This is a genomic window from Mesorhizobium sp. M0954, from assembly GCF_040319155.1.
Classification (GTDB): Bacteria; Pseudomonadota; Alphaproteobacteria; order Rhizobiales; family Rhizobiaceae; genus Mesorhizobium.
This window is the reverse complement of the sequence record NZ_JAMYNR010000053.1, coordinates 1-20,888: the sequence shown is the minus strand read 5'-3', so window position 1 is coordinate 20,888 and position 20,888 is coordinate 1. Positions and strand designations below refer to the sequence as shown.

Annotated in this window: 19 protein-coding genes; 11 read left to right on the top strand and 8 right to left on the bottom strand. The window is 61.3% G+C overall.

Annotated features, from left to right (window positions below; all coding sequences use genetic code 11):
• Positions 1–181: 181 nt before the first annotated feature.
• Genes NKH93_RS33230 through NKH93_RS33215 form a run of 4 tightly spaced genes read right to left on the bottom strand, consistent with a single transcriptional unit; the run spans position 182 to position 4,748 of the window.
• Entirely contained in the window at positions 182–1,381 is a 1,200-nt protein-coding gene (locus NKH93_RS33230) for a mandelate racemase/muconate lactonizing enzyme family protein (protein WP_352975976.1), read from the bottom strand.
• A 17-nt stretch (positions 1,382–1,398) separates the two neighbouring features.
• Positions 1,399–2,760 (bottom strand): mandelate racemase/muconate lactonizing enzyme family protein, encoded by a 1,362-nt coding sequence (locus tag NKH93_RS33225; RefSeq protein WP_352975973.1) that lies wholly within the window; start codon positions 2,758–2,760, stop codon positions 1,399–1,401.
• A gap of 56 nt (positions 2,761–2,816) precedes the next feature.
• The gene (locus NKH93_RS33220; protein WP_352503621.1) at positions 2,817–3,983 is read right to left on the bottom strand and encodes a mandelate racemase/muconate lactonizing enzyme family protein; all 1,167 of its coding nucleotides are present in this window, start codon (positions 3,981–3,983) and stop codon (positions 2,817–2,819) included.
• A gap of 54 nt (positions 3,984–4,037) precedes the next feature.
• Complete coding sequence (locus NKH93_RS33215) at positions 4,038–4,748, bottom strand: GntR family transcriptional regulator (RefSeq protein ID WP_352975970.1); 711 nt, start codon at positions 4,746–4,748, stop codon at positions 4,038–4,040.
• Positions 4,749–4,957: 209 nt separating this feature from the next.
• Between NKH93_RS33215 and NKH93_RS33210 the strand changes: the two genes are divergently transcribed.
• The 6 genes from NKH93_RS33210 to NKH93_RS33185 all read left to right on the top strand — a co-directional run bounded on the left by NKH93_RS33210 (position 4,958) and on the right by NKH93_RS33185 (position 11,442).
• Positions 4,958–6,436 carry an ABC transporter substrate-binding protein gene (locus NKH93_RS33210; protein ID WP_352503623.1) on the top strand — a complete coding sequence of 493 codons (1,479 nt, stop codon included), beginning with the start codon at positions 4,958–4,960 and terminating at the stop codon, positions 6,434–6,436.
• A gap of 79 nt (positions 6,437–6,515) precedes the next feature.
• Positions 6,516–7,475, top strand: a complete 960-nt coding sequence (locus NKH93_RS33205) for a carbohydrate ABC transporter permease (protein ID WP_352773041.1) — start codon at positions 6,516–6,518, stop codon at positions 7,473–7,475.
• Entirely contained in the window at positions 7,475–8,365 is an 891-nt protein-coding gene (locus NKH93_RS33200) for a carbohydrate ABC transporter permease (protein ID WP_023679256.1), read from the top strand. The genes NKH93_RS33205 and NKH93_RS33200 overlap by 1 nt, the downstream gene beginning before the upstream one ends.
• Before the next feature lie 10 nt (positions 8,366–8,375).
• Entirely contained in the window at positions 8,376–9,473 is a 1,098-nt protein-coding gene (locus NKH93_RS33195; protein ID WP_352540692.1) for an ABC transporter ATP-binding protein, read from the top strand.
• A gap of 33 nt (positions 9,474–9,506) precedes the next feature.
• Positions 9,507–10,670: a mandelate racemase/muconate lactonizing enzyme family protein gene (locus NKH93_RS33190; protein WP_352975953.1), complete on the top strand. Its 1,164-nt coding sequence runs from the start codon at positions 9,507–9,509 to the stop codon at positions 10,668–10,670.
• A gap of 22 nt (positions 10,671–10,692) precedes the next feature.
• Entirely contained in the window at positions 10,693–11,442 is a 750-nt protein-coding gene (locus NKH93_RS33185) for a ribonuclease activity regulator RraA (RefSeq protein WP_352975950.1), read from the top strand.
• On the opposite strand, the gene NKH93_RS33180 is transcribed toward NKH93_RS33185, so the two are convergent.
• From NKH93_RS33180 to NKH93_RS33170, 3 genes are read right to left on the bottom strand one after another with little or no spacing between them, the layout of a single operon-like run.
• Positions 11,443–12,264 carry an alpha/beta hydrolase gene (locus NKH93_RS33180; protein ID WP_502895760.1) on the bottom strand — a complete coding sequence of 274 codons (822 nt, stop codon included), beginning with the start codon at positions 12,262–12,264 and terminating at the stop codon, positions 11,443–11,445. It abuts the gene before it with no gap.
• Between the two features lie 11 nt (positions 12,265–12,275).
• Positions 12,276–13,763, bottom strand: coding sequence for an NAD-dependent succinate-semialdehyde dehydrogenase (locus NKH93_RS33175; protein ID WP_352975932.1), 1,488 nt, complete (start codon positions 13,761–13,763; stop codon positions 12,276–12,278).
• Positions 13,764–13,781: 18 nt separating this feature from the next.
• On the bottom strand, positions 13,782–15,008 hold the full coding sequence (locus NKH93_RS33170; RefSeq protein ID WP_352975927.1) for an iron-containing alcohol dehydrogenase: 1,227 nt from the start codon (positions 15,006–15,008) through the stop codon (positions 13,782–13,784).
• A 323-nt stretch (positions 15,009–15,331) separates the two neighbouring features.
• Here NKH93_RS33170 and NKH93_RS33165 point away from each other — a divergent pair, with 323 nt between their 5' ends.
• Both NKH93_RS33165 and NKH93_RS33160 read left to right on the top strand, forming a co-directional pair.
• Positions 15,332–16,033 carry a GntR family transcriptional regulator gene (locus NKH93_RS33165; protein ID WP_352474438.1) on the top strand — a complete coding sequence of 234 codons (702 nt, stop codon included), beginning with the start codon at positions 15,332–15,334 and terminating at the stop codon, positions 16,031–16,033.
• Between the two features lie 151 nt (positions 16,034–16,184).
• Positions 16,185–16,778 carry a DJ-1/PfpI family protein gene (locus NKH93_RS33160; RefSeq protein ID WP_352540695.1) on the top strand — a complete coding sequence of 198 codons (594 nt, stop codon included), beginning with the start codon at positions 16,185–16,187 and terminating at the stop codon, positions 16,776–16,778.
• 62 nt (positions 16,779–16,840) lie between these two features.
• Here NKH93_RS33160 and NKH93_RS33155 read toward each other — a convergent pair whose 3' ends face one another.
• Positions 16,841–17,737: a GntR family transcriptional regulator gene (locus tag NKH93_RS33155; protein ID WP_352975923.1), complete on the bottom strand. Its 897-nt coding sequence runs from the start codon at positions 17,735–17,737 to the stop codon at positions 16,841–16,843.
• A gap of 167 nt (positions 17,738–17,904) precedes the next feature.
• Between NKH93_RS33155 and NKH93_RS33150 the strand changes: the two genes are divergently transcribed.
• The 3 genes from NKH93_RS33150 to NKH93_RS33140 all read left to right on the top strand — a co-directional run bounded on the left by NKH93_RS33150 (position 17,905) and on the right by NKH93_RS33140 (position 20,747).
• Positions 17,905–18,957, top strand: coding sequence for an ABC transporter permease (locus tag NKH93_RS33150; protein ID WP_352874118.1), 1,053 nt, complete (start codon positions 17,905–17,907; stop codon positions 18,955–18,957).
• Positions 18,954–19,739: an ATP-binding cassette domain-containing protein gene (locus NKH93_RS33145; RefSeq protein WP_352540697.1), complete on the top strand. Its 786-nt coding sequence runs from the start codon at positions 18,954–18,956 to the stop codon at positions 19,737–19,739. Before NKH93_RS33150 ends, NKH93_RS33145 begins: the two co-directional genes overlap by 4 nt.
• An 87-nt stretch (positions 19,740–19,826) precedes the next feature.
• Positions 19,827–20,747: a sugar ABC transporter substrate-binding protein gene (locus tag NKH93_RS33140; RefSeq protein ID WP_352975917.1), complete on the top strand. Its 921-nt coding sequence runs from the start codon at positions 19,827–19,829 to the stop codon at positions 20,745–20,747.
• The last annotated feature ends 141 nt before the right edge of the window (positions 20,748–20,888 follow it).

Below are 20,888 nucleotides of genomic sequence, written 5' to 3'. Positions count from 1 at the left end.
GCCATGCTCTGCTCGAGCCGAACGACGCTCAACGCGAGCGCGACGACCGGTTCTTGATCTCTACCTCAACCGCAGGCGCCCCTCCCGCGCAGCGGGTTCGTTCGTCGGCCGAAACGGTCATTCCGGATGACAGGTTGCGTGAAGCAGTCCGCGCAGTGCAGGGTGGCGCAAGAAGGATGGTTCAGTCGAAGAAGCCTGCATCCTCATCCCGGAGATACTTCCTGGCTGCTTCGGCGTCGATATCGAGGCCCAGCCCCGGCGCTTCCAGCAAGTCCACCATGCTGTCCTTCACGATCTCTGACGGCAGGCCGATTACGAGGTCCTCCCACCAGGGGTCGGAAGCGCTCGGGCATTCGAACGCGATGAAGTTGGCGGGCAGGGTGGCGCACACATTGATCAGCGCGCCGAGGCCGAGAAGGCCGTTCGCGGTGCCGTGCGGTGCCATCAGAATTGAGTGCATGCAGGCGTGCTCGGCGACCCATTTGAGCTCGGCAATGCCGCCAATATCGGCTGGATCGGGGCCGATGACGCGCACCGCCTGCGTTTCGATCAGCTCCTTGAAATTGTGCCGCAGGTAGATCTGCTCGCCGGTATGGATTGGCGTCGAGGTGGAGGTGGTCAACTCCCGATACGCCTGCGGATTGACCCACGGCACATAGTCGCCGGTCAGCATGTCCTCGAGCCACATCAAATTGTACTTCTCGACCGCGCGAGCGAACTTGATCGCATCGGGCAGCATCCAGCCCGGGCCGCAGTCGAGCGCCAGGCTGACCTTGTCGCCCAGCACTTCCTTCATCGCGATCACGCAGTCGAGCATGTGGTTGAAACCGCGCTCGCTGATGACGCCCTGATCCATGGCACCGTGGTAGCCGGCCTTATTCTGCTTCACGCCGTAATGGAAGTCCTCGATGGTGTCCGTCATGTTGGAGTGGAACGAGATCCCTTGCTTGATCATGAAGAAATTCTGCGGCTGCTCCATCATCCATTTCACGTCAGCGGCGTAATCCTCCGGCCGGTCCCCCGTTCGCTTCTGGCGAATCGAGCCGTTATAGACGCGCACGTTGTCGCGCACCTTGCCGCCGAGCAGTTTGTAGGCCGGCACGCCTGCGGCCTTGCCGGCTATGTCCCACAGCGCATGCTCGATAGCGCTTACCGCCGCGCCATAGGGCTTGAAAGAGCCGCGTTGGCGGATCTTCAGCATCACCCGCTCGACGTCGGTAGGATCCTCGCCGATCAGCGCATCGCGGAAATGCAGCACCCAAGGCTTGAGATAGGTCTTGGTGAACTCGACTTCGCCAAGGCCATAGAGGCCCTCGTCGGTAACGATGCGGACGATGGGATGTTTGCCGATGACGGCGCAGCGGAGGTCGGTGATCTTCATCTTCGGTTCTTTTCGCCTCAGCTCCAGGTGCGGTCCCAGGAATACTCGTTGTCCCAGTGATCCGTGGGCTGCCAGATGCCGGTGACACCCGGCTGCAGATGATGCGAGATCACCTCGTCGACGACGTCGTCAATCCCCAGGCCAGGTTTGTCCGGAACAGTAATAAAGCCGTCCTTCACGAGCGGCTTGGGAAGGCCGGTGACGATATCGTCCCACCAGTCGACATCAGCAGAGTGGTACTCGAGCGCCATGAAGTTTTCGGTCGCGGTCGCGACATGTGCCGCGGCCATTGCGGCGATTGGACTTTCGGCCATATGGATGGCCATTGCGATGCCGTGGTCCTGGGCCATGTCGCCGATCTTCTTGCTCTCGAGGATGCCCCCGCTGGTGAGCAGGTCCGGGTGGATAATGGAAAGGCCGCTGCTCTTGAGCAGAGGCTCGAAGCCTTCCTTAAGGTAGATATCCTCGCCGGTGCAGATCGGCACCGTGGTGGCGGTCTGCAGTTGCCGGAACTGCTCGGTGTACTGCCATGGGATCACATCCTCGAGCCAGGCCGGCACGTATTTTTCAATCCGCCTGGCGAGCCGAATACCGTCCTGCAGCGAGATGTGGCCGACATGGTCAATGGCGAGCGGAATATCCATGCCGATAACATCGCGAACCTCGGCAATATACTGTTCAAGCAGGTCGAGGCCCTTGTCGGAAAAGTGGAGGCCGGTAAACGGATGGGGGACGTTATGCAAATCGTAAGCGGCATTGCGGGCGCGCCGCTCCGCCATGGTCTTGACCGGGCCGCGGCCGGGATGGATGCGGTACCGTTCAAGTGAACCGGCAGGGGAGACGACCGCACCGGGTACATCCGCGATCTGCATCAGCCCCAGATCCATCTTGAGGAAGGTGAAGCCGAGCGCCATGCGCTGCTTGAGGCGCTTGCCGGTCTCGGTGCCGCTCGGCACGGTAGCGTCGGTGTCGCAATAGACGCGCACCTTCTCCCGAAACCGGCCGCCGAGCATCTGGTAGATGGGAACGCCATAGGCCTTGCCGGCGAGATCCCACAACGCGATCTCGACCGCCGAGACGCCGCCGCCTTGCCGGCCGTGGCCACCGAACTGCTTGATCCGGCGAAACAGGCGGTCGATGTCGCAAGGGTTCTCGCCAAGCAGCCGGCTCTTCAGCATCAGCGCGTAGGTGGCACTGGCGCCGTCGCGCACCTCGCCAAGCCCGACGATGCCCTGGTTGGTGTAAATCTTGAGCAGGGTTGAGGTGAACGGCGCGCCGACGATTTCGGCTACCCGCATGTCGGTGATGCGAAGCTGGGATGGCTTGGAGTTCGCGTTCACCCGATTGAGCGCTTCGTCGGCGCCACCTGTCTTTGCCATGACTTATCCTCGTTTTCGGCTTGTCGTCCCCCACCCTGGGCCGGCATTTAGTCTTGCTAGCCCAACTCAATCTCGTGGGCCTGCAGGTAGTCGCGGTCCATCTCAATACCGAGACCAGGCTTCGACGACAGCTTGAGGCTGCCGTTCGAAATGTCGAGTGGTCTGTCGATCAGGTGATCGTATTTGCCCAGGTTCCACTCCGATGTTTCGAGTTTATAGAAATTGGGAACGGTCATCATCACCTGCGCTCCCGCAACCACGTTGATCGGTCCCGCGGCGTCATGTGGCGAGACCGGCAAGTAGTAGGCTTCGCACAGCGCAGAAATCTTCTTGAGTTCGGTAATGCCGCCGGTCCAGGTAACGTCGGGCATGATGTAGTCGGCGAGCCTGTTCTCGAGTACCGGCACGAAATCCCACTTCGTGTGGCCGCGCTCGCCCCACGAGATGGCGGTATTGACCTTCTCACGCACCTGCTTGAGGGCGTTAAGGCTCTCGGGCGGGCAGGGCTCCTCAAACCAGTCGATCTGGCCGGCCTCCTCGAGGCTCCGACAGAGGCGAATGGCGGTGGGGACATCGAAGCGGCCGTGCGCATCGATGAGAATGTCGACATCGGGTCCTGCCGTTTCGCGGATCAGAGCCGTGAGTTCGGCGGCCTCGCGCTCGTCCTTGCGGGTCATGCCGCCATCGAGGTAGCCGTCTCGCTGTTCGCGGGGCAGGCCATCGGCGCTGCGGCCCTGGTGGGGGTAGGGATCGAACTTGAGCGCAGTGTGTCCGGACTCGACAATGTCTAGAATTTCGCGGACCACAGCCTCCTTGCTGGTGAATTTGGCCTGGTTGGGATGGGTGTAGAGCGCGATTTCATCGCGTACCGGCCCGCCAAGCAGTTCGTAAATCGGCTTGCCAAGGACTTTGCCCCGGATGTCCCAGAGGGCTATGTCGATGGCGCTCACGCATTCGACGGCGGCGCCGCGGCTTCCCATGTAGGTGAAGCTGCGGAAGATCTTGTGCCAGAGATGCTCGATACGCGCCGGATCCTCGCCCGTCACGGCGACGCCGATCTGCCGCAGGATCGTGCAGAGAGCGCGGTTGGCGAGCCTTGTCGTGGTGGTGATCTCTCCCCAGCCACTCACTCCCTCGTCGGTCGTCACTTCGACGAACAGGAACTCTCCCCAGTAGGAAGCATCGGACTTGATCAGCCACGGCCGAATGCTCGTGATTTTCATCTCAACTACCTTTGCCTGGAAATGGTCAGCTAACGATGTTCTGGACTGGACATTCTATCCGGCCCGAGCGGCGTTGCGCGCTCGCATCTGTTCGAGAATATGCCGGCCCGAACCCTCGACATGGCGGGAAACGAGTTCGGCCGCCTTGTCGGCCTCTCCCGCCTTCACAAGCGCGATGAGTTCGCGGTGCTCGCGCATGATCGCGGCACGTCGCGCCAGCGTGAAATTGAAACGACGGCTCACGGCTCGCAGCACTTCGCGATGCTTCCACCAAAGCTCGGCGGCGTGGCGGTTGTAGTGCCGCTGGTACATCACGGTGTGGAAAGCGGTATCCAGCTCACTGTGCCTGAATGTGTCGGCGAAGTTGTTCTCTTCGATCAGGCTTTGGAGACGTTCGAGTTCGGCGATGTCCTCGCCGGTAGCCATATTCACAAACCATCGTGTCAGGGCTGGCTCGATCAGAACACCGATCTCGTAGATATCCCGGACAAAATCCTGATCAATGGGTCGCACGCGCGCCCCGCGGTTGGCGATAAAGGTGACAAACCCTTCGCCGCGCAACAACTGCAGGGCCTCGCGCACAGGATTGGTCGAAGTGCCGTGACGCCGGGCGAGATCGGTGACGACAAGCCGTTCGTTGGCAGCGAGCCGTCCCTCGATGATATCTTCCCTGATCAATTCATAAAGCGAGGCGCCCTCGCTGGAGGCCCCGATGGGATCGGTCCCCACCGGTGGCATCGCTTTGAAATCGCTTATTTCGGCCAAGGCCGGGCTCCCCAATTTAATACATACCTTGCCCGATATCACACACGGCTTTCGCAAACAATGTACGATCCAGCGCGTTGACAGGCAATTCACGATCTGAAAACGTACCAAGCGATCGATAGGATACACTGAGCTGACAGAAGCATCCTCGCGATCGAAACGAGCAAGGACCGCTTTAGGGCGGCATGGGAGAACCAGGGAGGATACCTATGACGAGAATTGCGCTCGGCAGCGCCGTCCTGCGCGGCACTGTCGCCACTGCTTTGATGGCATCCCTGACGTCTACATCGGCGCTGGGTGCACCGCCGGTCGACCTGAGCAAGTGGTCGCCGGAGTATGTGCGCTCGATTGCGGGCACACAGGATTTTGACACGGCGGCCGATTGCGCCAAGGTCACCCCGCTCGACTACAAGGGGCGACTGACTTTCTGGTATCAGGGCGTGTTCGAGGGCGACCCGGACCTCCTGCGCCAGTACTACAAGGATTTCTTCGAGACCTTCCGCAAAACCTATCCGAACATCCAGCTCGAGGAACAAGCCCTCACCTATAACGACCTTCTCGACAAGTTCCGCACCGCGCTCCTGGGCAATGCCGCGCCTATGGCGGTCCGCCTGCAGATCCTGGGTGGTACCGAGTTCGCCTCAAAGGGCTATCTGCAGCCGCTCAAGCCAGAGGACGTGGGGTATTCGACCGAGGATTTCTGGCCCGGCGCCATGAAGGCAGTGACCTGGGAGGGCGTGACCTACGGCATTCCGACCAACAACGAGACGATGGCGTTCATCTGGAACGCCGACATCTTCAAGCGTGCCGGCCTCGATCCGGACAAACCGCCGGCAACGTGGGACGACGTGGTCAAGTATTCCAAGCAGATCCACGACAAGCTCGGCATTGCCGGATATGGCCTCGTGGCTCGCAAGAATGCCGGCAATACGCCGTACCGCTTCATGCCACAGCTGTGGGCCTATGGCGGAGGTGTCTTCGACGAAGCGACGCCGAACCCGACCTATGAGCAGGTCCAGCTCGATAGCCCGCAAAGCAAGGCAGCGCTGCAAGCCTCCTACGACATGTATGTTCGCGACAAGTCGGTTCCGGTTTCGGCACTCACCAATCAGCAGGCTGATAATCAGCCCCTGTTCGTCGCTGGCCAGCTCGGCATGATGATCTCGCACCCGTCCGATTACAACGTCATGCTCGACCTGCAGAAAAAGGCGACGGGCACCGACAAGGACAAGGCGCAGACGGTCATCGACAACATGCGCTACGGCCTGATCCCGACTGGTCCCGACGGCAAGCGCGCCGTCGTGTTCGGCGGCTCGAACATTCACATCCTGAAACCCGAATATGTCGAGGGCGGCAAGGTAGACGAGCCGGCCGCGAAAGCTATCATCTGCATGTGGACGAGCCCTGAATGGTCGCTGAAGATGGCCTACGCCGGATCAAACCCTGGCAACCTCAACGGCTTCAAGACCAAGTGGATGAAGGAACGTCTGGACAACATCAAGTTCCTCGACGTCACCACCTCGATGCTGCCATACGGCATCCCGTTCCCAGCTCTGCCGCAGGCCCCCGAGATCATGAACATCATCATCCCGGACATGCTGCAGAATGCCCTGACCGGAGCGATGACCGTCGACGAGGCAGCGGACGACGCGGCCAAGAAGGTAAAAGACCTGATGGGCGGACTCTAGTCCAAGCCACACCTACGACCTGGACCGGCTGCGCCGCTGGCGCAGCCGCAGCGTTCCGAAGAAAAAGGGCACGCCACAAGTGACGATCGTGACCGGCAAGGCCGAGGCTCGCCGAAGATTGCAACCCGGTTGGTCCGGCGCGCTGCGGAAGGTCTGGGAGCATCGTGCGGACTACGCGTACGTGCTCCCAGCGATCGCCGTGATGCTCATCGTCATCGCCTATCCGATCTACTACACGGTCGAGCTGTCGTTCTTTAAGACACCGCCTGGCCTGCAACTCCGCGACAAGACCTTCATCGGCTTCGACAACTACGCGACCATCCTCACCAGTCAGGTGTTCTGGAAAGTCACCTGGAACACGCTGATCTGGACTCTGGGGTCAACTTTCATCTCCTTTGTCCTGGGGTTTGCCACAGCGCTGGCGCTCCACCGCGACTTCATCGGCCGTGGTGTCCTGCGCGCCGTCCTGATCATCCCTTGGGTCATCAGCGCCGTAGCCGCCTCCTACATCTGGAAGTGGATCTACCATTCGGACTTCGGGATCATCGGCGCGGTGCTGGTCGGCCTCGGATTGGCCGCCCATCCGCCGAATTTCATCGACAATGTCAGCACGGTGCTGCCCTCGCTGATCGTCGTCAATATCTGGCGCGAGTTTCCGTTTGCCATGATCATGATGATGGCCGGCCTGCAGACAGTCCCCGACCAATTGCTCCGTGCCGCAAAAGTCGACGGTGCCAATGCATGGCAGCGCTTTTGGCACGTCACCTTCCCGCACTTGCGCAACGTCTCGGTGGTGACGATGCTGCTGCTCGCGGTGGCCAACTTCAATTCCTTCATCATCCCCTGGATCATGACCGGCGGCGGGCCGTCGAACGCATCGCATATCTGGATAACCCACATTTATGAGCTCGCCTTCGGACGGCAGCGCTGGGGCGTGGCATCGGCCTATTCGGTGCTCCTGTTCCTCACGCTGATGACGCTGGGCTACTTCTACGTCCGTGCGTTAAGCGGCAACGAGCGGAAAGAGGGGAGCGCCTGATGAGCACGATTGCCGAAACAGCGCCTCGAGCCCAGACCCGTCGCCGCATGCGCGTCGACGGATGGCGGTGGGCCGGCCGCATATTCCTCGTGTTCATGCTGCTTTATACCGCGTTGCCGATGATCTGGATGCTGATCACCTCGATCAAGTCCGGATTCGCGGCGACACAATTCCCGCCGCAATGGTGGCCGGACGAACCTACCCTCGCCAGCTACCAGAAACTGCTCGATCCGCAGAACAGCGTCGGCCAGGACTTCCTCCGCTTCTTCTGGAACAGCCTTTTCGTGTCGACCGTCACGACAATCCTTTCGGTGATCGTGGCTGTCCCAGCGGCCTACGCGTTTTCGCGCTTCAGTTTCCCCGGCCGGAATTTCCTGTTCTTTGCCGTGCTGCTGCGCAACATGTTCCCGGCGGTGATCTTTCTCGTGCCACTCTTCATCCTGATGCGCGCCATCGGTCTGATAAACACGCATGGCTCGCTGATACTCACCTATCTCACCTTTGGCCTGCCGCTGGCGATCTGGCTGCTCAAGGGCTTTTACGACAATATCCCGGTGCAGCTTGAGCAGGCGGCGCGCATCGATGGCGCAACACGGTTCCAGGCCTTCATCATGATCGTGATGCCGCTCTCGACGCCGGGGATCATCGCCACCGCAATCTATTCCTTCATCGGCGCGTGGAACGAGTACATCTACGCCTACACCTTCCTCTCCAAGAACGAGCAGTTGACCCTGCCGGTCGGCATCCAACGCTTCTTCTCGGAAAATACGACGGACTTTCCGGGCCTGATGGCGGCCAGCTTCATGATGAGCGTGCCCGTCGTGGTGCTGTTCCTGGTCCTGCAACGATACTTCGTACGCGCCCTTACAGAAGGCGCGGTCAAGCACTAGGGAGTTGCCGATGGCCCACGTGGTCCTCCAAGATCTCGTCAAGAGCTATGGCAGCTTCAAAGCTGTCAACCACGTCTCGCTGACGGTCAATGACGGCGAGTTCGTTGCGCTCGTCGGGCCTTCAGGCTGCGGCAAGACAACCACGCTCAATCTTGTCGCGGGGCTGACCCCGATCACAGCGGGCGACATCATCATCGGCGAGCGGGTGGTCAACGACCTCGACCCCAAGGACCGGGACATCGCAATGGTGTTCCAGAACTACGCGCTCTACCCGCAGAAATCGGTCTACAAGAACCTGGCGTTCCCGCTTCAGATGCGCAAACTCCCCAGGGACGAGATCGACAAGAAGGTCAAGGAAGCGGCGCGAGTGCTCGACATGACGCACCTGCTCGAGCGCAAGCCGCGCGAACTTTCGGGCGGGCAGCAGCAGCGTGTGGCCCTTGGCCGTGCCCTCGTTCGCGACCCCGCCGTGTTCCTCATGGACGAGCCACTGTCTAACCTCGATGCCAAACTGCGCGTGCAGATGCGGTCGGAGATCAAGCGTTTCCACCAGGACCTCAAGGCGACGATTATCTATGTGACGCACGACCAGCTCGAAGCCGTGACCATGGCTGACAAGATGGCGGTGATGAATGGCGGCTACCTGCAGCAATACGATTCACCGGCGCAGGTCTTCGCCCATCCGGTGAACATGTTCGTGGCCAGCTTCATCGGCAGCCCGGCGATGAGCCTTATTCCGTTAGAGGCCTCGATGGCAAACGGCAACACGGTGTTGACCGGCGCCGAGGGCTGGCGCCTTGAGCTCTCACCGCGCAATGCCCAGAAGGTGGCGAAAGCGACGACCACGAAAGTCGTGCTCGGCGCACGTCACTCGACGATCAAGCTCCACAAGAGTGCGGTCCCTGGTTCCATTCCGGCCAAGGCCTACACGGTGGAACCGACCGGCGACGTCACCTTCGTCCAGGCGTTCCTGTCCGGCGCCATCGTCAACGTCAGCGTGCCGCCGAACATTGCCGTCGCGCCCGACGAGCAGATCTGGCTCGAGTTCGACCAGGAGCGGATGCATCTGTTCGATGGCGAAACTGAAATGGCCCTCAAGGCAAACTGAGATAGGGCGAATGCGCGTGAAACGTGGGCGTGGATGACTGAGAAGCTTAAGATCACCGCGATCAAGCCCTATCCGGTGTGGGTAGGAACGCGCAACCAGATGCTCGTCAAGGTCGAGACCGACCTGGGCATCTTCGGCTGGGGCGAGAGCGGCTTGAGCGGTCGCGAGAGGGCCGTGGCCGGCGCGGTCGAGCACTATCGCGAGTTTCTCATCGGCCGCGACCCGATGCAGATCGGGCGGATCTGGCAGGAGGTTTACCGCAGCCAGTACTTCGAAGGCGGGCGAGTCCTTCAGGCGGCGATTTCCGCCATCGACATCGCCCTTCACGACATCAAGGGCAAGGCGCTGGGCGTGCCGGTCTACGAGCTGCTGGGCGGCAAGCAGCGCGACCGCATTCCCACCTTTGCCTCGACCGGCGACGAGGCCGAGGGCGACGTTGCCATCGAACGGGCCCGCGAACTTCGCGCGCAGGGGTGGCAGGCGATCCGCTTCTTCCCCTTCGGGCAAAACAGCAAGGACATCTTCGAGCCGCGCGAGTCCATCGGCGCTACCGCAAGTATGCTGAACAAGGCGCGCGAGGCGCTGGGCAGCGACGTGGTCCTCGGCCTCGACTATCATCATCGGCTGTCGGTGGCAGAGGCCGCGAGCTTCTGCAACAAGCTCGGTCGCGGCGTGCTTGATTTCCTCGAGGAGCCGATACGGGCCGAAACGCCGGAGGCCTATGAATCGCTGCGCACGATGACCGAAATCCCCTTTGCCATAGGCGAGGAATTTGCCAGCAAGTGGCAGTTCCTGCCCTACATCGAGCGCGGCATCCACCAGTTCAACCGGATCGATGTTTGCAATGTCGGCGGGCTCACCGAGGCGATGAAAATCGCTGGCTGGAGCGAGGCGCATTATGTGGACCTGATGCCGCACAATCCGCTTGGCCCAGTGTGCACGGCCGCGACCGTGCATCTCGCCGCCGCGGTACCCAACTTCGCATGGCTCGAGACCAGGGCGCCCGAAACAAAGCTGGGCTTCGACAATTCCGACTTCTTCCCCGTGCAACCACGGCTCGACGGGACCGATTACCCGGTCGGCGATCTGCCGGGGCTCGGCGTCGAGGTCAACGAAGTTGCGGTCCAGGCGCAGAGTTTGCGTTTCTGGGAAGCGCCTCACCTTAAGCGCCGCGACGGTTCTGTTGCGAACTGGTAGTTCCATTCAATCGGAGTCCACAATGACACATACTTCCGACATCATGCGGCCGCCTAAGGACCTGATCGACGCACTCAGGGATATCGGCGCCGCGACGGTTGCCGGCACGCTTGGCCATATGGGTTTCCGCAATCCGCACATGGTCGGTCCGGTGGCGCAAAACCACGGGAAGTCGATCGTCGGGCCGGTGCTGACGCTGCAGTTCCTGCCGCAGCGGCCGGACCTCTTCACCGAAGGAGAATATGCCGATCCGGAGACACAGCTGCACCGGCACGTGCTCTATCACGCGCAGGAGGGCGATGTGGTCGTGGTCGACGCGCGCGGCGACATGAGCTCGGGCGTCTTCGGCGATATGATGTCGACGTATTTCAAGGGCAGGGGCGGGGCCGGTATCGTCATCGATGGGTGCATGCGCGACCGGCCCAATGTCGAAAAGCTCGACCTGCCCCTATGGCTGCGCGGCTGGACGCCAAACTATCATGTGCAGACCAGCATCTATCCCAATGCCGTCAACGTTCCGATTGCCTGCGGCGGTGTCACGGTGATCCCGGGCGACATCATCGTCGCCGACGACGACGGGGTGGTGGTGCTTCCCGTCGTGATGGCCCCGAAGGTGATCGAAGAATCACAGAAGCATCATGATTGGGAGGAGTTTTCGCGAGCGAAGCTCATGGAGGGCGGGCCGTTGCAACGCTACTATCCGCTGCATGACGATGCCCGCGGAGAGTACGAGGAGTGGCGCAAAACAAATCGCCTGGAGAACCCGAGTTAGTCAGCAGGCCTTGGCGATCAGTTTTGCCAGGCAATCGCCAGCCTCGGTCCCCGGCACGCCAAGATCTCTGACACTGTCCATGTGGTTGCGGTTCGGGAGCACATGCGACGTTACCAACGATCCCTGCCTCAGCAAGCTTGCTTTGAATCGATCGGCTTGCTGATGGAAGGGTGGCGTCTCGTTGGCTCCGACCAGAACCGCCGCATTGGTTTGAGCATCATGCCGACAGGCGAGAGGTGTGAACATGGCGACTTCCTCGTCGGTTATTCCAATCTCGTTGGCGAGAAAGGAATCCTGGAGCGGCTTCAAATCATAGAGTCCGCTCAGGAGAAGGGCTGCCCTCACATTCGAGGGGGTATGCTCGCCCTCGAACAGAAACGTTGCAAGATGGGCTCCTGCCGAATGACCACTGACAGTCAGGGCCGCCGGGCTTCCGCCATGATCGGCGATGTTGGCCAGGACCCACTGCTTGGCGCGGCGCACCTGGTCGACGATCCTCGCCATTCGGACCTTGGGCATCAGAGCATAATCGAGGATGACGGCGATGGCCCCGGCTTGGGTAATCGTCGTCGCCATATATGAATAGTCGCGCTTGGAGAACATTCTCCAGTAGCCGCCATGGACAAAGATGTGCACCGGTAGCGCCGTTCTTTTGCCCGCGGGAAAGAACAGGTCCATGGTCTCGGTCGGATCCGGTCCGTAGGCCACGTCGGCGGCCATCGGAATGGCGGCGCGGGCGACCTCGCTGCGGTCAACAATGTCCTGCACGATTTGGTCAAAATCAGCAACGTGGTCGCGGATGCGAAAGGGATCGCCTTGCATTCTTCTTCAGCTCACATGCTGACGGCGAGGTATTTCGCCTCCACGAACTCGGCAATGCCGTGATGCTGCCCTCCCTCGCGGCCGAGCCCACTTTGCTTGACGCCGCCGAAGGGAGCTGCCGGATCAGACATCAGCCCGCGGTTGAGAGCAATCATCCCGGCCTCGATGCGGGAAGCCACCCGCATGCCGCGCGCCAGATCGCGCGTGTAAATGTAGGCAGCAAGCCCATATTCGGTGTCATTGGCGCGTGCGATGACCTCGGCCTCCGTTTCGAAGCTCGAGATTGGCGCCACCGGCCCGAATATCTCCTCATGCGCCATCTTTGCGTCGCCCGGCACGTCGCGAAGCACCGTCGGAGGATAGAAGAAACCGCGCCCGGACAGGACTGAGCCGCCGCACATGACCCGCGCGCCGCGTGTGACCGCGTCGACGACAAGGCGGTCTATCTTCTCGACCGCCTTTTTCGTGATCATGGGCCCGCATTCCGTGTCCGGATCAGTGCCAGGGCCGACCTTGAGCGACGACATCCGCTTCTCGAGGCCATCGCAGAAGGCTTCGTAGATGCCAGATTGCACATAGAGGCGGTTTGCGGCCGTGCAGGCCTCGCCGGCGTTGCGCATCTTGGCCACCATTGCACCATCGAGCGCCGCTTCGAGATCGGCGTCGTCGAACACAATGAACGGTGCGTTGCCGCCCAGCTCCATGGAACACGAAACCACATGCCTGGCAGCCTCTGCCAGCAGAGCGCGACCCACACCCGTCGAACCGGTGAAGGAGAGTTTGCGCACCCGCGGATCGGCCAGCATGGCGGCTGTCAAAGGCCCGGGACTGGAGGTTGTCAGGACGTTGACCACCCCTGGTGGAACGCCCGCGTCCTGGTAGAGCGCGGCGAGCGCATAGGCGGTGAGGGGTGTCTCACTGGCTGGCTTCAGGATCACCGTGCATCCCGCGGCAAGTGCCGGCGCGATCTTGCGCGTCGCCATCGCGGCAGGAAAATTCCAGGGCGTGATCAGGATGCAGATGCCGACGGGTTCGTAGTCGACCACAATGCGATTGGTGCCGGAAGGCGCAGTACCGAATTCACCGGTAATGCGAACGGCCTCCTCGGCATTCCAACGGAAAAATTCCGCCGCGTAAGCGATCTCGCCGCGGGCATCCCGCAGGGCCTTGCCGTTTTCCAGTGCGATGAGAGTAGCCAGTGCCTCCGATCGTTCCGTCATCAGTTCAAAGCAGCGTCTGAGGATCTCGGAACGCTTTCGCGGCGGCGTTGTCCGCCAGCCATCGGCTGCCTTGGCAGCGGCTTCAACGGCAGTGGCGGCGTCGTTCACGGTCGCATCCGGCACAGCGGCGATGACAGCCTCGGTCGACGGATCAATGACCGGAATCACCCTGCCATCCGCGGACTGGCGCCATTGGCCGCCAATATACAGCCGGTGCGAGATTGTGTGGAAGTCGCTGACGCCCTGATCGTCAGTCAGAACCTGTGAAAACGTGTTCATCTCGATATTCCCGATTGTTTACATGACGCAGCTGGCGAGGTCGCCATCAAAGGCGGCCTGGACCAGACGTCGCATGGTCCGCAAATCGAATGGCCGCGGATTGTTCTTGATGAGGCGCTCGATAGCGATCGCCTGTTCCGCCGTCCAATCGAGCTTATCGGCGGGCAGCCCCAGCTCGGCCAACGTGGGGGTGATCCCGATTGCCCCAAACAGCCGGCTGACTTCGGCAATGGTCGCGTCGGCCAACTCGTCGGGCGTCCGGCCTTTACCATCGAGGCAGAGCGCGTTGGCGATCTCGGCCATCTCGGTCGCTGCGGCTGTTTTGTTGTACTTCATGACGTACGGCAACATGGTGGCGACACCCAATCCGTGAGCGGTGTGGGTTATCGCGCCGACCGGGTATTGCACGGCGTGCGCTGCCGCTGTGCCGGCCGTTCCGAACGCGCAGCCGGCGGCCAGTGCGCCCATCATCACGTCGGCCCGGGCGTCCTCGTCAGAGGGCCGGCGGTATGCCGTTTCAAGGCTTCGGCCAAGCAGCTCGATCGCCAGCAGGGCGAAGTGATCGGTCAAGGCGGTTTTGCCGATAAAGACATGGTTCTGCGGAAGGCCGGGATCGGTCCCACGCCTGGCGGCGGTGAAGGCCTCGATTGCATGCGTCAGCGCATCGGCGCCTGCGATTGCCGTCAATCCCGGCGGGCATGTCATCGTCAACTCAGGGTCGCAGATAGCCGCGGCCGCGATCAGATACGGGCTTGAGATGCCGACCTTCAGCGTGCGATCCGGATCCGAGATCACGGCAACCGGGGTGACCTCAGAGCCGGTGCCGGCTGTCGTCGGCACCGCGATCAGCGGCAGCGTCGGGCCGGGCACCTTGAACTCGCCGTAGTAATCCTGGAGCTGACCGCCGTGACTGATGAGCAGCGCGGCGCATTTGGCCATGTCGAGACAGCTGCCGCCGCCAATGCCGATCACCATGTCGGGCGCGAACTTCCGTGCTTCCTCGACGCAGACCGCAACGGTGTCCCGAGGAACGTCGGGCAGCACACGGTCATGCACCAGTACGTCTATCGAGGCGGCTCGCAGCGCCGCGACAATCTCTGCGAACGGGCCCGTTGCGGCAAAACGTTCATCGGTGCAGACAAGCGCGCGACGCCCGAGCCTGGCCGCGACAACCGGGATGACGTGGCGTTGGCCCTTCCCGAAGAGGATTTCGCGCGGCAGCCTTAGGGCAGCGAAAAGGCTCATGACCTGCATCCTGTGATGATGTCTGGATTGGAATGCGAGATGGCGTTCAACTCGGCCCCAAGGCCGGGTTCGATGTAAAACCCGTCTCGCAACGCGGTTGCGTATCGACGTGCCGAACCATCGTCCGCAACGCTGGCGGTCCGTTCAGCAGGTGAGGAAGCACGGGCTGCCAGGGCGGCACGCTGTTCCAGCAAGGCCACTGCAAATTCGATTGCTTTGTCTCCTAGCTGCCGCAAATGATATCCTCGATAAAATCGTATAGGATATAGGATTGCATTGGCCGGAGCATCGTGTTAGCAACTCAATGTGTCAAGAGGCAAAACATGCAGGCCATGAACTTACCCAGTCTAGACGAAGCGAACCTCGCCGGCGGGCGTATCCAGCGCTCCAGCAGCCTGGTTGAGGACGTCTACGAAGCGATCTTTGCGCAACTCATGTCCCTGAAGATTGCGCCGGGCTCGCGCATCACCGTCGACAGCCTGGTCAAGGAATTCAACGTATCCCACACGCCGATCCGCGAGGCGCTCGGCCGGCTCGAAGGCGAAGGCCTGGTGCTGAAGACGCATCTGATCGGTTACCGCGCTGCGCCGCAGATCACGAAACGGCGGTTTGACGAACTTTATGAGCTTCGCCTGCTGCTCGAACCTCATGGCGCAGCCAAGGCAGCCGCGCTCATGGACGAGGTAAAGCTCGCGCAGCTTCAGAAGTCGGCCGGCGTCATGGCGCGCCGTGAGGGCAAGGACGAGCGCCTGCGGTATTCCAACTTCGCCCGCCAGGATGCCATTTTCCATGACAAGGTCATGGAATTCGCCAACAACGAACTCGTGCGCGAGACATTGGCGCACCAGCACACCCACTTCCACATATTCCGCCTGATGTTCCATTCGCGCGTCACCGAGGAGGCGCTTGACGAGCATGAGGCCATCCTGGCCGCTTTCGCTGCGGCCGATCCTGCCGCTGCCGAGCAGGCGATGCGTCGCCATATCGAGCATTCCCGCGACCGTTTGTTGTTGGCGTTCGACTGAGACTGTCCCGATGTCCCCGTACCCGCCGTTGACGGTCATCACGCAGGCCAGTGCCAACGAAGACTACTTCCCCGATTCACCCTTCTAGAAACTCAAACCTACCAGGCGAGTACAGGTCTCGCCCGGCCGTTGTCACAGGAAAGGAAGTACCATGCCAGGCAAAAAGATCCTGATGCTGACCGGTGAATTCACCGAGGAATACGAAATCTTCGTCTACCAGCAGGCGATGGAAGCGGTGGGCCACACCGTGCACGTCGTGTGCCCAGACAAAAGCGCCGGAGACCTGATCAAAACATCGCTGCACGATTTCGAGGGCGATCAGACCTACACCGAAAAGCTCGGCCACTATGCGCTGATCAACAAGACCTTTTCCGACGCTGAGAAGCAGATGGAGCAATACCACGCTGTTTACTGCGCCGGCGGTCGCGGGCCCGAATACATCCGCACCGACAAGCGCGTGCAGGCGATGGTGCGCCACTTCCACGAAACCAAGAAGCCGATCTTCACGATCTGCCACGGCGTGCAGATCCTGATTGCGGTGGACGGCGTCGTGCGTGGCAAGAAGGTCGGCGCACTGGCGGCTTGCGAGCCCGAAGTGACGCTTGCGGGCGGCACCTATATCGACCTGTCTCCAACGGAGGCATATGTGGATGGCACGATGGTTTCGGCAAAGGGCTGGACGGCCCTTGCAGCGTTCATCCGCGAATGTTTGAAGGTGCTGGGAACGGAAATCCGTCACGCGTAAGCGTTTGCTTCCGACGCGTTCCAGAGGATGCGTCGGTTCCCTTGAAGGGCGGGTCGACTACATCATTCAACAAGTCCGATAAGCGAACGCGTCAACGTTGCTCTTGCCGACGCCAGGTGCGCACGGCAGGCCCGCTCAATCCGGTCAGATTCGCGGCTTTCGAGCGCATCGATATAGGCGAGATGCTCGAGGATTGCCGCCTGGTTGCGCTGCTTTTCGTCCTGCTTGTTCCACTGATAGTGGTAGTGAAAAATGAACGTGATGATGTCGTAGAAATCATCGATGAAGCGGTTCGGTGATGCCTCGTTTATGAGCCGGTGAAACCGGTTGTCCAGGCCGGAGAAGTCATGAAAACGGCCTTCAATTCGCTCCAGCAGGTCGGCATGCGCCATCTTGAGCGCAGCGAGTTTCGACCATAGGGGAGAACTGTGCGGCTGTAGTGAAAATAGTTGCGCCGAACGCAGTTCGAACATCACCCGGATCTCGAAGAGCTCAAGCGCAAAGTCTTCGGTGAAACCCTTGAAAAGCCAGCCTGTATTCGGCCTTTTCTCGATCAGCCCAAACCGGCTGAAGCGGATCAGGAATTCGCGAATTCCGTTGGTCGCAACGCCGAATTGGCGCGCAAGCTCGAGCTCATTGATGCTGGTTCCAGGCCTGGTGTCACCCCGCAGCATCCACTCCATGAATTGCTGTTCGACATGCTTGGCGCGAGGTGTGGTTTCGGCGTCCGGATAGTAATCGTTGTCGCTGACCGGGCGGCCCGTCGACCTGAGGCCGTGGCGTTCGGTGATAAGTTCGCGGTGAACCAGTTCCCGCAAAACCTTTCTGACGGTTGTGCGGCTGACGCACATTCGCCGTCTAAGCTCATTTTCGGAAGGAAGTTCACCGGCCAGTTGCCCGTCGCGCAGCATATTCGCAGCCCGATTGAAGGCCTTCTTGTAGACGGTGTCGGTTCTCATCGGATTTTCCTTGGGAACTATAGCTTGTCCTTTTAGCATGAACTTTATCCATAAAAAACAACTTGACCCGGCCTGGCCAGTTGTTTTTTATCGATAAGAAGAGGACCTGAACACGAATTGAGTTTTTGACGACGCGGCTCGTACAAGCCGCGGCGGGGAGGGGAAATTTGCCTGAAACGGGAAACACCGGCACGACTGTCGGCGAGGCAGCGTTGCCGGCATCCAGGAAGTCAGAAGCCGTTCCCGGCCTTGCGCTCGGCCTGATGCTGCTGAGCGCTGGTCCGGTGGTCATCCTGGTGCTGCTGATCGCCGTCCTCAGCTTTCTGTCGCCCTATTTCCTGACGGGACGCAATCTCAGCAACATCCTCGCCCAGACGGCCGTCATCTCGGTTGTCGCGATGGGCCAGCATCTGGTCATCCTGACACGCGGCATCGATCTCTCCGTCGGCTCGAACCTTGCACTGGCTTCCGTCGTCGGCGCGCTGAGCTTTCATGCCGGCGCTCCCGCCATCATCGTGATCGCCGTGATGGTTGCCTGCGGTGCCGCGGTCGGCGCCATCAACGGGTTCTTCTACGTCTTCGGCCGGCTGCCGCATCCTTTCATCATCACGCTGGCGACATTGAGCATCGCCAAGGGGCTGGCCCTGCAACTGGCCGATGGCCGCGCCATTCCTGGCATGCCGGATTCGATCGATGCGCTTGGCCGCGAGGCGGTCTGGGGCCTGCCTGGATCGATTTTCGTCGTTGCGGGCGTTGCCGCGGTTCTTTCCGTCATGGCTAAAACCATGGTCTGGGGGCGCTGGATTTATGCCGTCGGCGGCCGGCCCGACGCCGCGCTGCGCATGGGCATTCCCGTGTCCTGGGTGCTGGTTTCGGTCTATGTCATCTCAGGGCTGTGCGCCGGCATCGGTTCCGTCATCCTTGCCGGCCGCACCGACGCCGGTTCGCCGCTGTTCGGCAATCTGCTGGAACTGGACACGATCGCGGCGGTGATCATTGGCGGCGCCAGCTTTCTTGGCGGTCGCGGCCACCTCGGCCATGCCTTGATCGGCGCCATCATGATCGGCGTTATCCGCAACGCGCTCAACCTGCTCAACGTCAATGTCTTTTTCCAGCTCATCGTCATCGGCGTGGTCATCGTGATCGCGGTCGAGTCCGACGTGCTGCGCAATTACCTCGAAGGGCGTGTGCGTGTCCTGCAAGCCGGAAGGCAGTCATGAGCGCCGCTGCGGATAACGCCGATCACGCGGTCACGGCGGACAATCCCGTGCTGGCGGTACGCGGTGCTACCAAGCGTTTCGGTTCGGTTCTGGCCCTCGACGATGTCAGCATCGAGGTGCGGCGCGGCGAGATCGTCGGCCTGCTCGGCGACAATGGCGCGGGTAAATCGACGCTGACCAAATGCATCAGCGGGGTGCACCAACTCGATGCCGGCGCGATCCTTTTGGACGGTGCGCCAACGCAGATACGCTCCCCTGCGGATGCGCGCTTCGCCGGCATCGAGACCGTCTATCAGGATCTGGCGCTGTTCGACAATCTGACGCCGGGACAGAACTTCTTTGCCGGTCGCGAGCTGGCTGGCCCGCAATGGCTTCCGCGCGGCCTGCGATTTCTGCAGCAGCGCCGGATGGACGCCGAGACCCGCGCTCTGCTGGCAAACCTGAAAGTTACGCTGCCGCGGCTGGATGCCGTCGTCGCCATGATGTCTGGCGGTCAAAGGCAAGCGATCGCCGTGGCTCGCTCGACCGTGTTCGCCCGCAAGGTTGTCATTCTGGATGAGCCGACCGCCGCACTCGGCCTGCGTGAATCACGCCAGGTGCTCAATCTGATCGCTGCGCTGCGCGACCAGGGCAATGCCGTCATCCTGATCACTCACAACATGGAACACGTCGTCGAGCTCGCCGATCGCGCGGTGGTGCTTCGCCAGGGCCGCAGGGTCGGCGAACTTGTGCCGACCAAGGGCAACAAACAGGAACTGGTTTCCATGATCGTTGGAGCCTGACCCGTTCGAAATTTGGGGACCTTTCCGGTCCGCAAATGCCTGAAGCGTCTCCCGCCGGGAGGCGTCTCAATCCAAGGGAGGAATACAATGCCAATAAACCGAAAACTGTTCGCAGGGCTGGTGATCGCTGTTGCGTTTTCCGTGCCGGCTTCGGCCGCAGACAAGATCAAGGTTGGCCTGATTACGAAATTCCCGGTGCCGTTCTACTCGACCATGGAGGACGCCGCCAAGAAATACGCGGCCGCTCATCCGGAGATCGAACTGGTCACCGGCCAGGGCCAGGCGGCTACCGACATCGAAGGTCAGATCGCACTGATTGAGTCCATGATCACGCAGGGCGTCAAGGGGCTTGCAATCACGCCGGTCGACCCGACGGTCGCGCCGGCGCTCGACAAGGCGGTCGCCGCCGGCATCAAGGTGGTTCTCGTCGACAACAGCATTCCCAACTGGAAAGGCCAGACGGCATTGGTCTCGACCAACAACCTCAACGGCGGCAAGATCGCCGGAGAATATCTTAAAACGGTGCTCAAGAGCGGTGACAAGATCGGTATCTTGCAGGGCGTTCCCGGGGTGCCGGCTCTGGATGACCGGGTCACGGGCATGATGGAGGAATTGGGCGACGTCAAGGTCGATGTCGTCGGCAAGGGCGCAACCAACTGCACGCTGGAACTTGGCACGTCAGTGACCGAAGACATCCTCACCGCCAATCCCGATCTCAAGGCGATCTACTCGGCCTGCGGTCCGCCGATCCCTGGCGCCGTCAAGTCGATCAGCAATGCCGGCATTGCCAACGACAACCTCATAGTGGTCGGCTTCGACGCGTGCTGCGGTGAGATCGAAGCGATCAAGTCGGGAGCGGAGGACGCCAGCGTAGCTCAATTTCCAGCGAAAATGGGTGAGCTTGGCATCGACACCGTCGTCAAGGCCATCCGCGGGGAACCCGTCGAGGCCAATGTGGATACCGGCGCCGGACTGGTGACGCTGCAGAACGTCAAGGACTTCGAGTGATCCACCAGCGGTGGGGGGGGGGGGGGGGGGGGCGGCCGCCGGGGGGGGGGGGGGCGCCGGGGGGGGGGGGGGGGGGGTTGTGTGGTGGGGGGAGCGGACCACAAAGGGAGAGAGGGGGGGCGGGGGGGCGGGGGGGGGGGG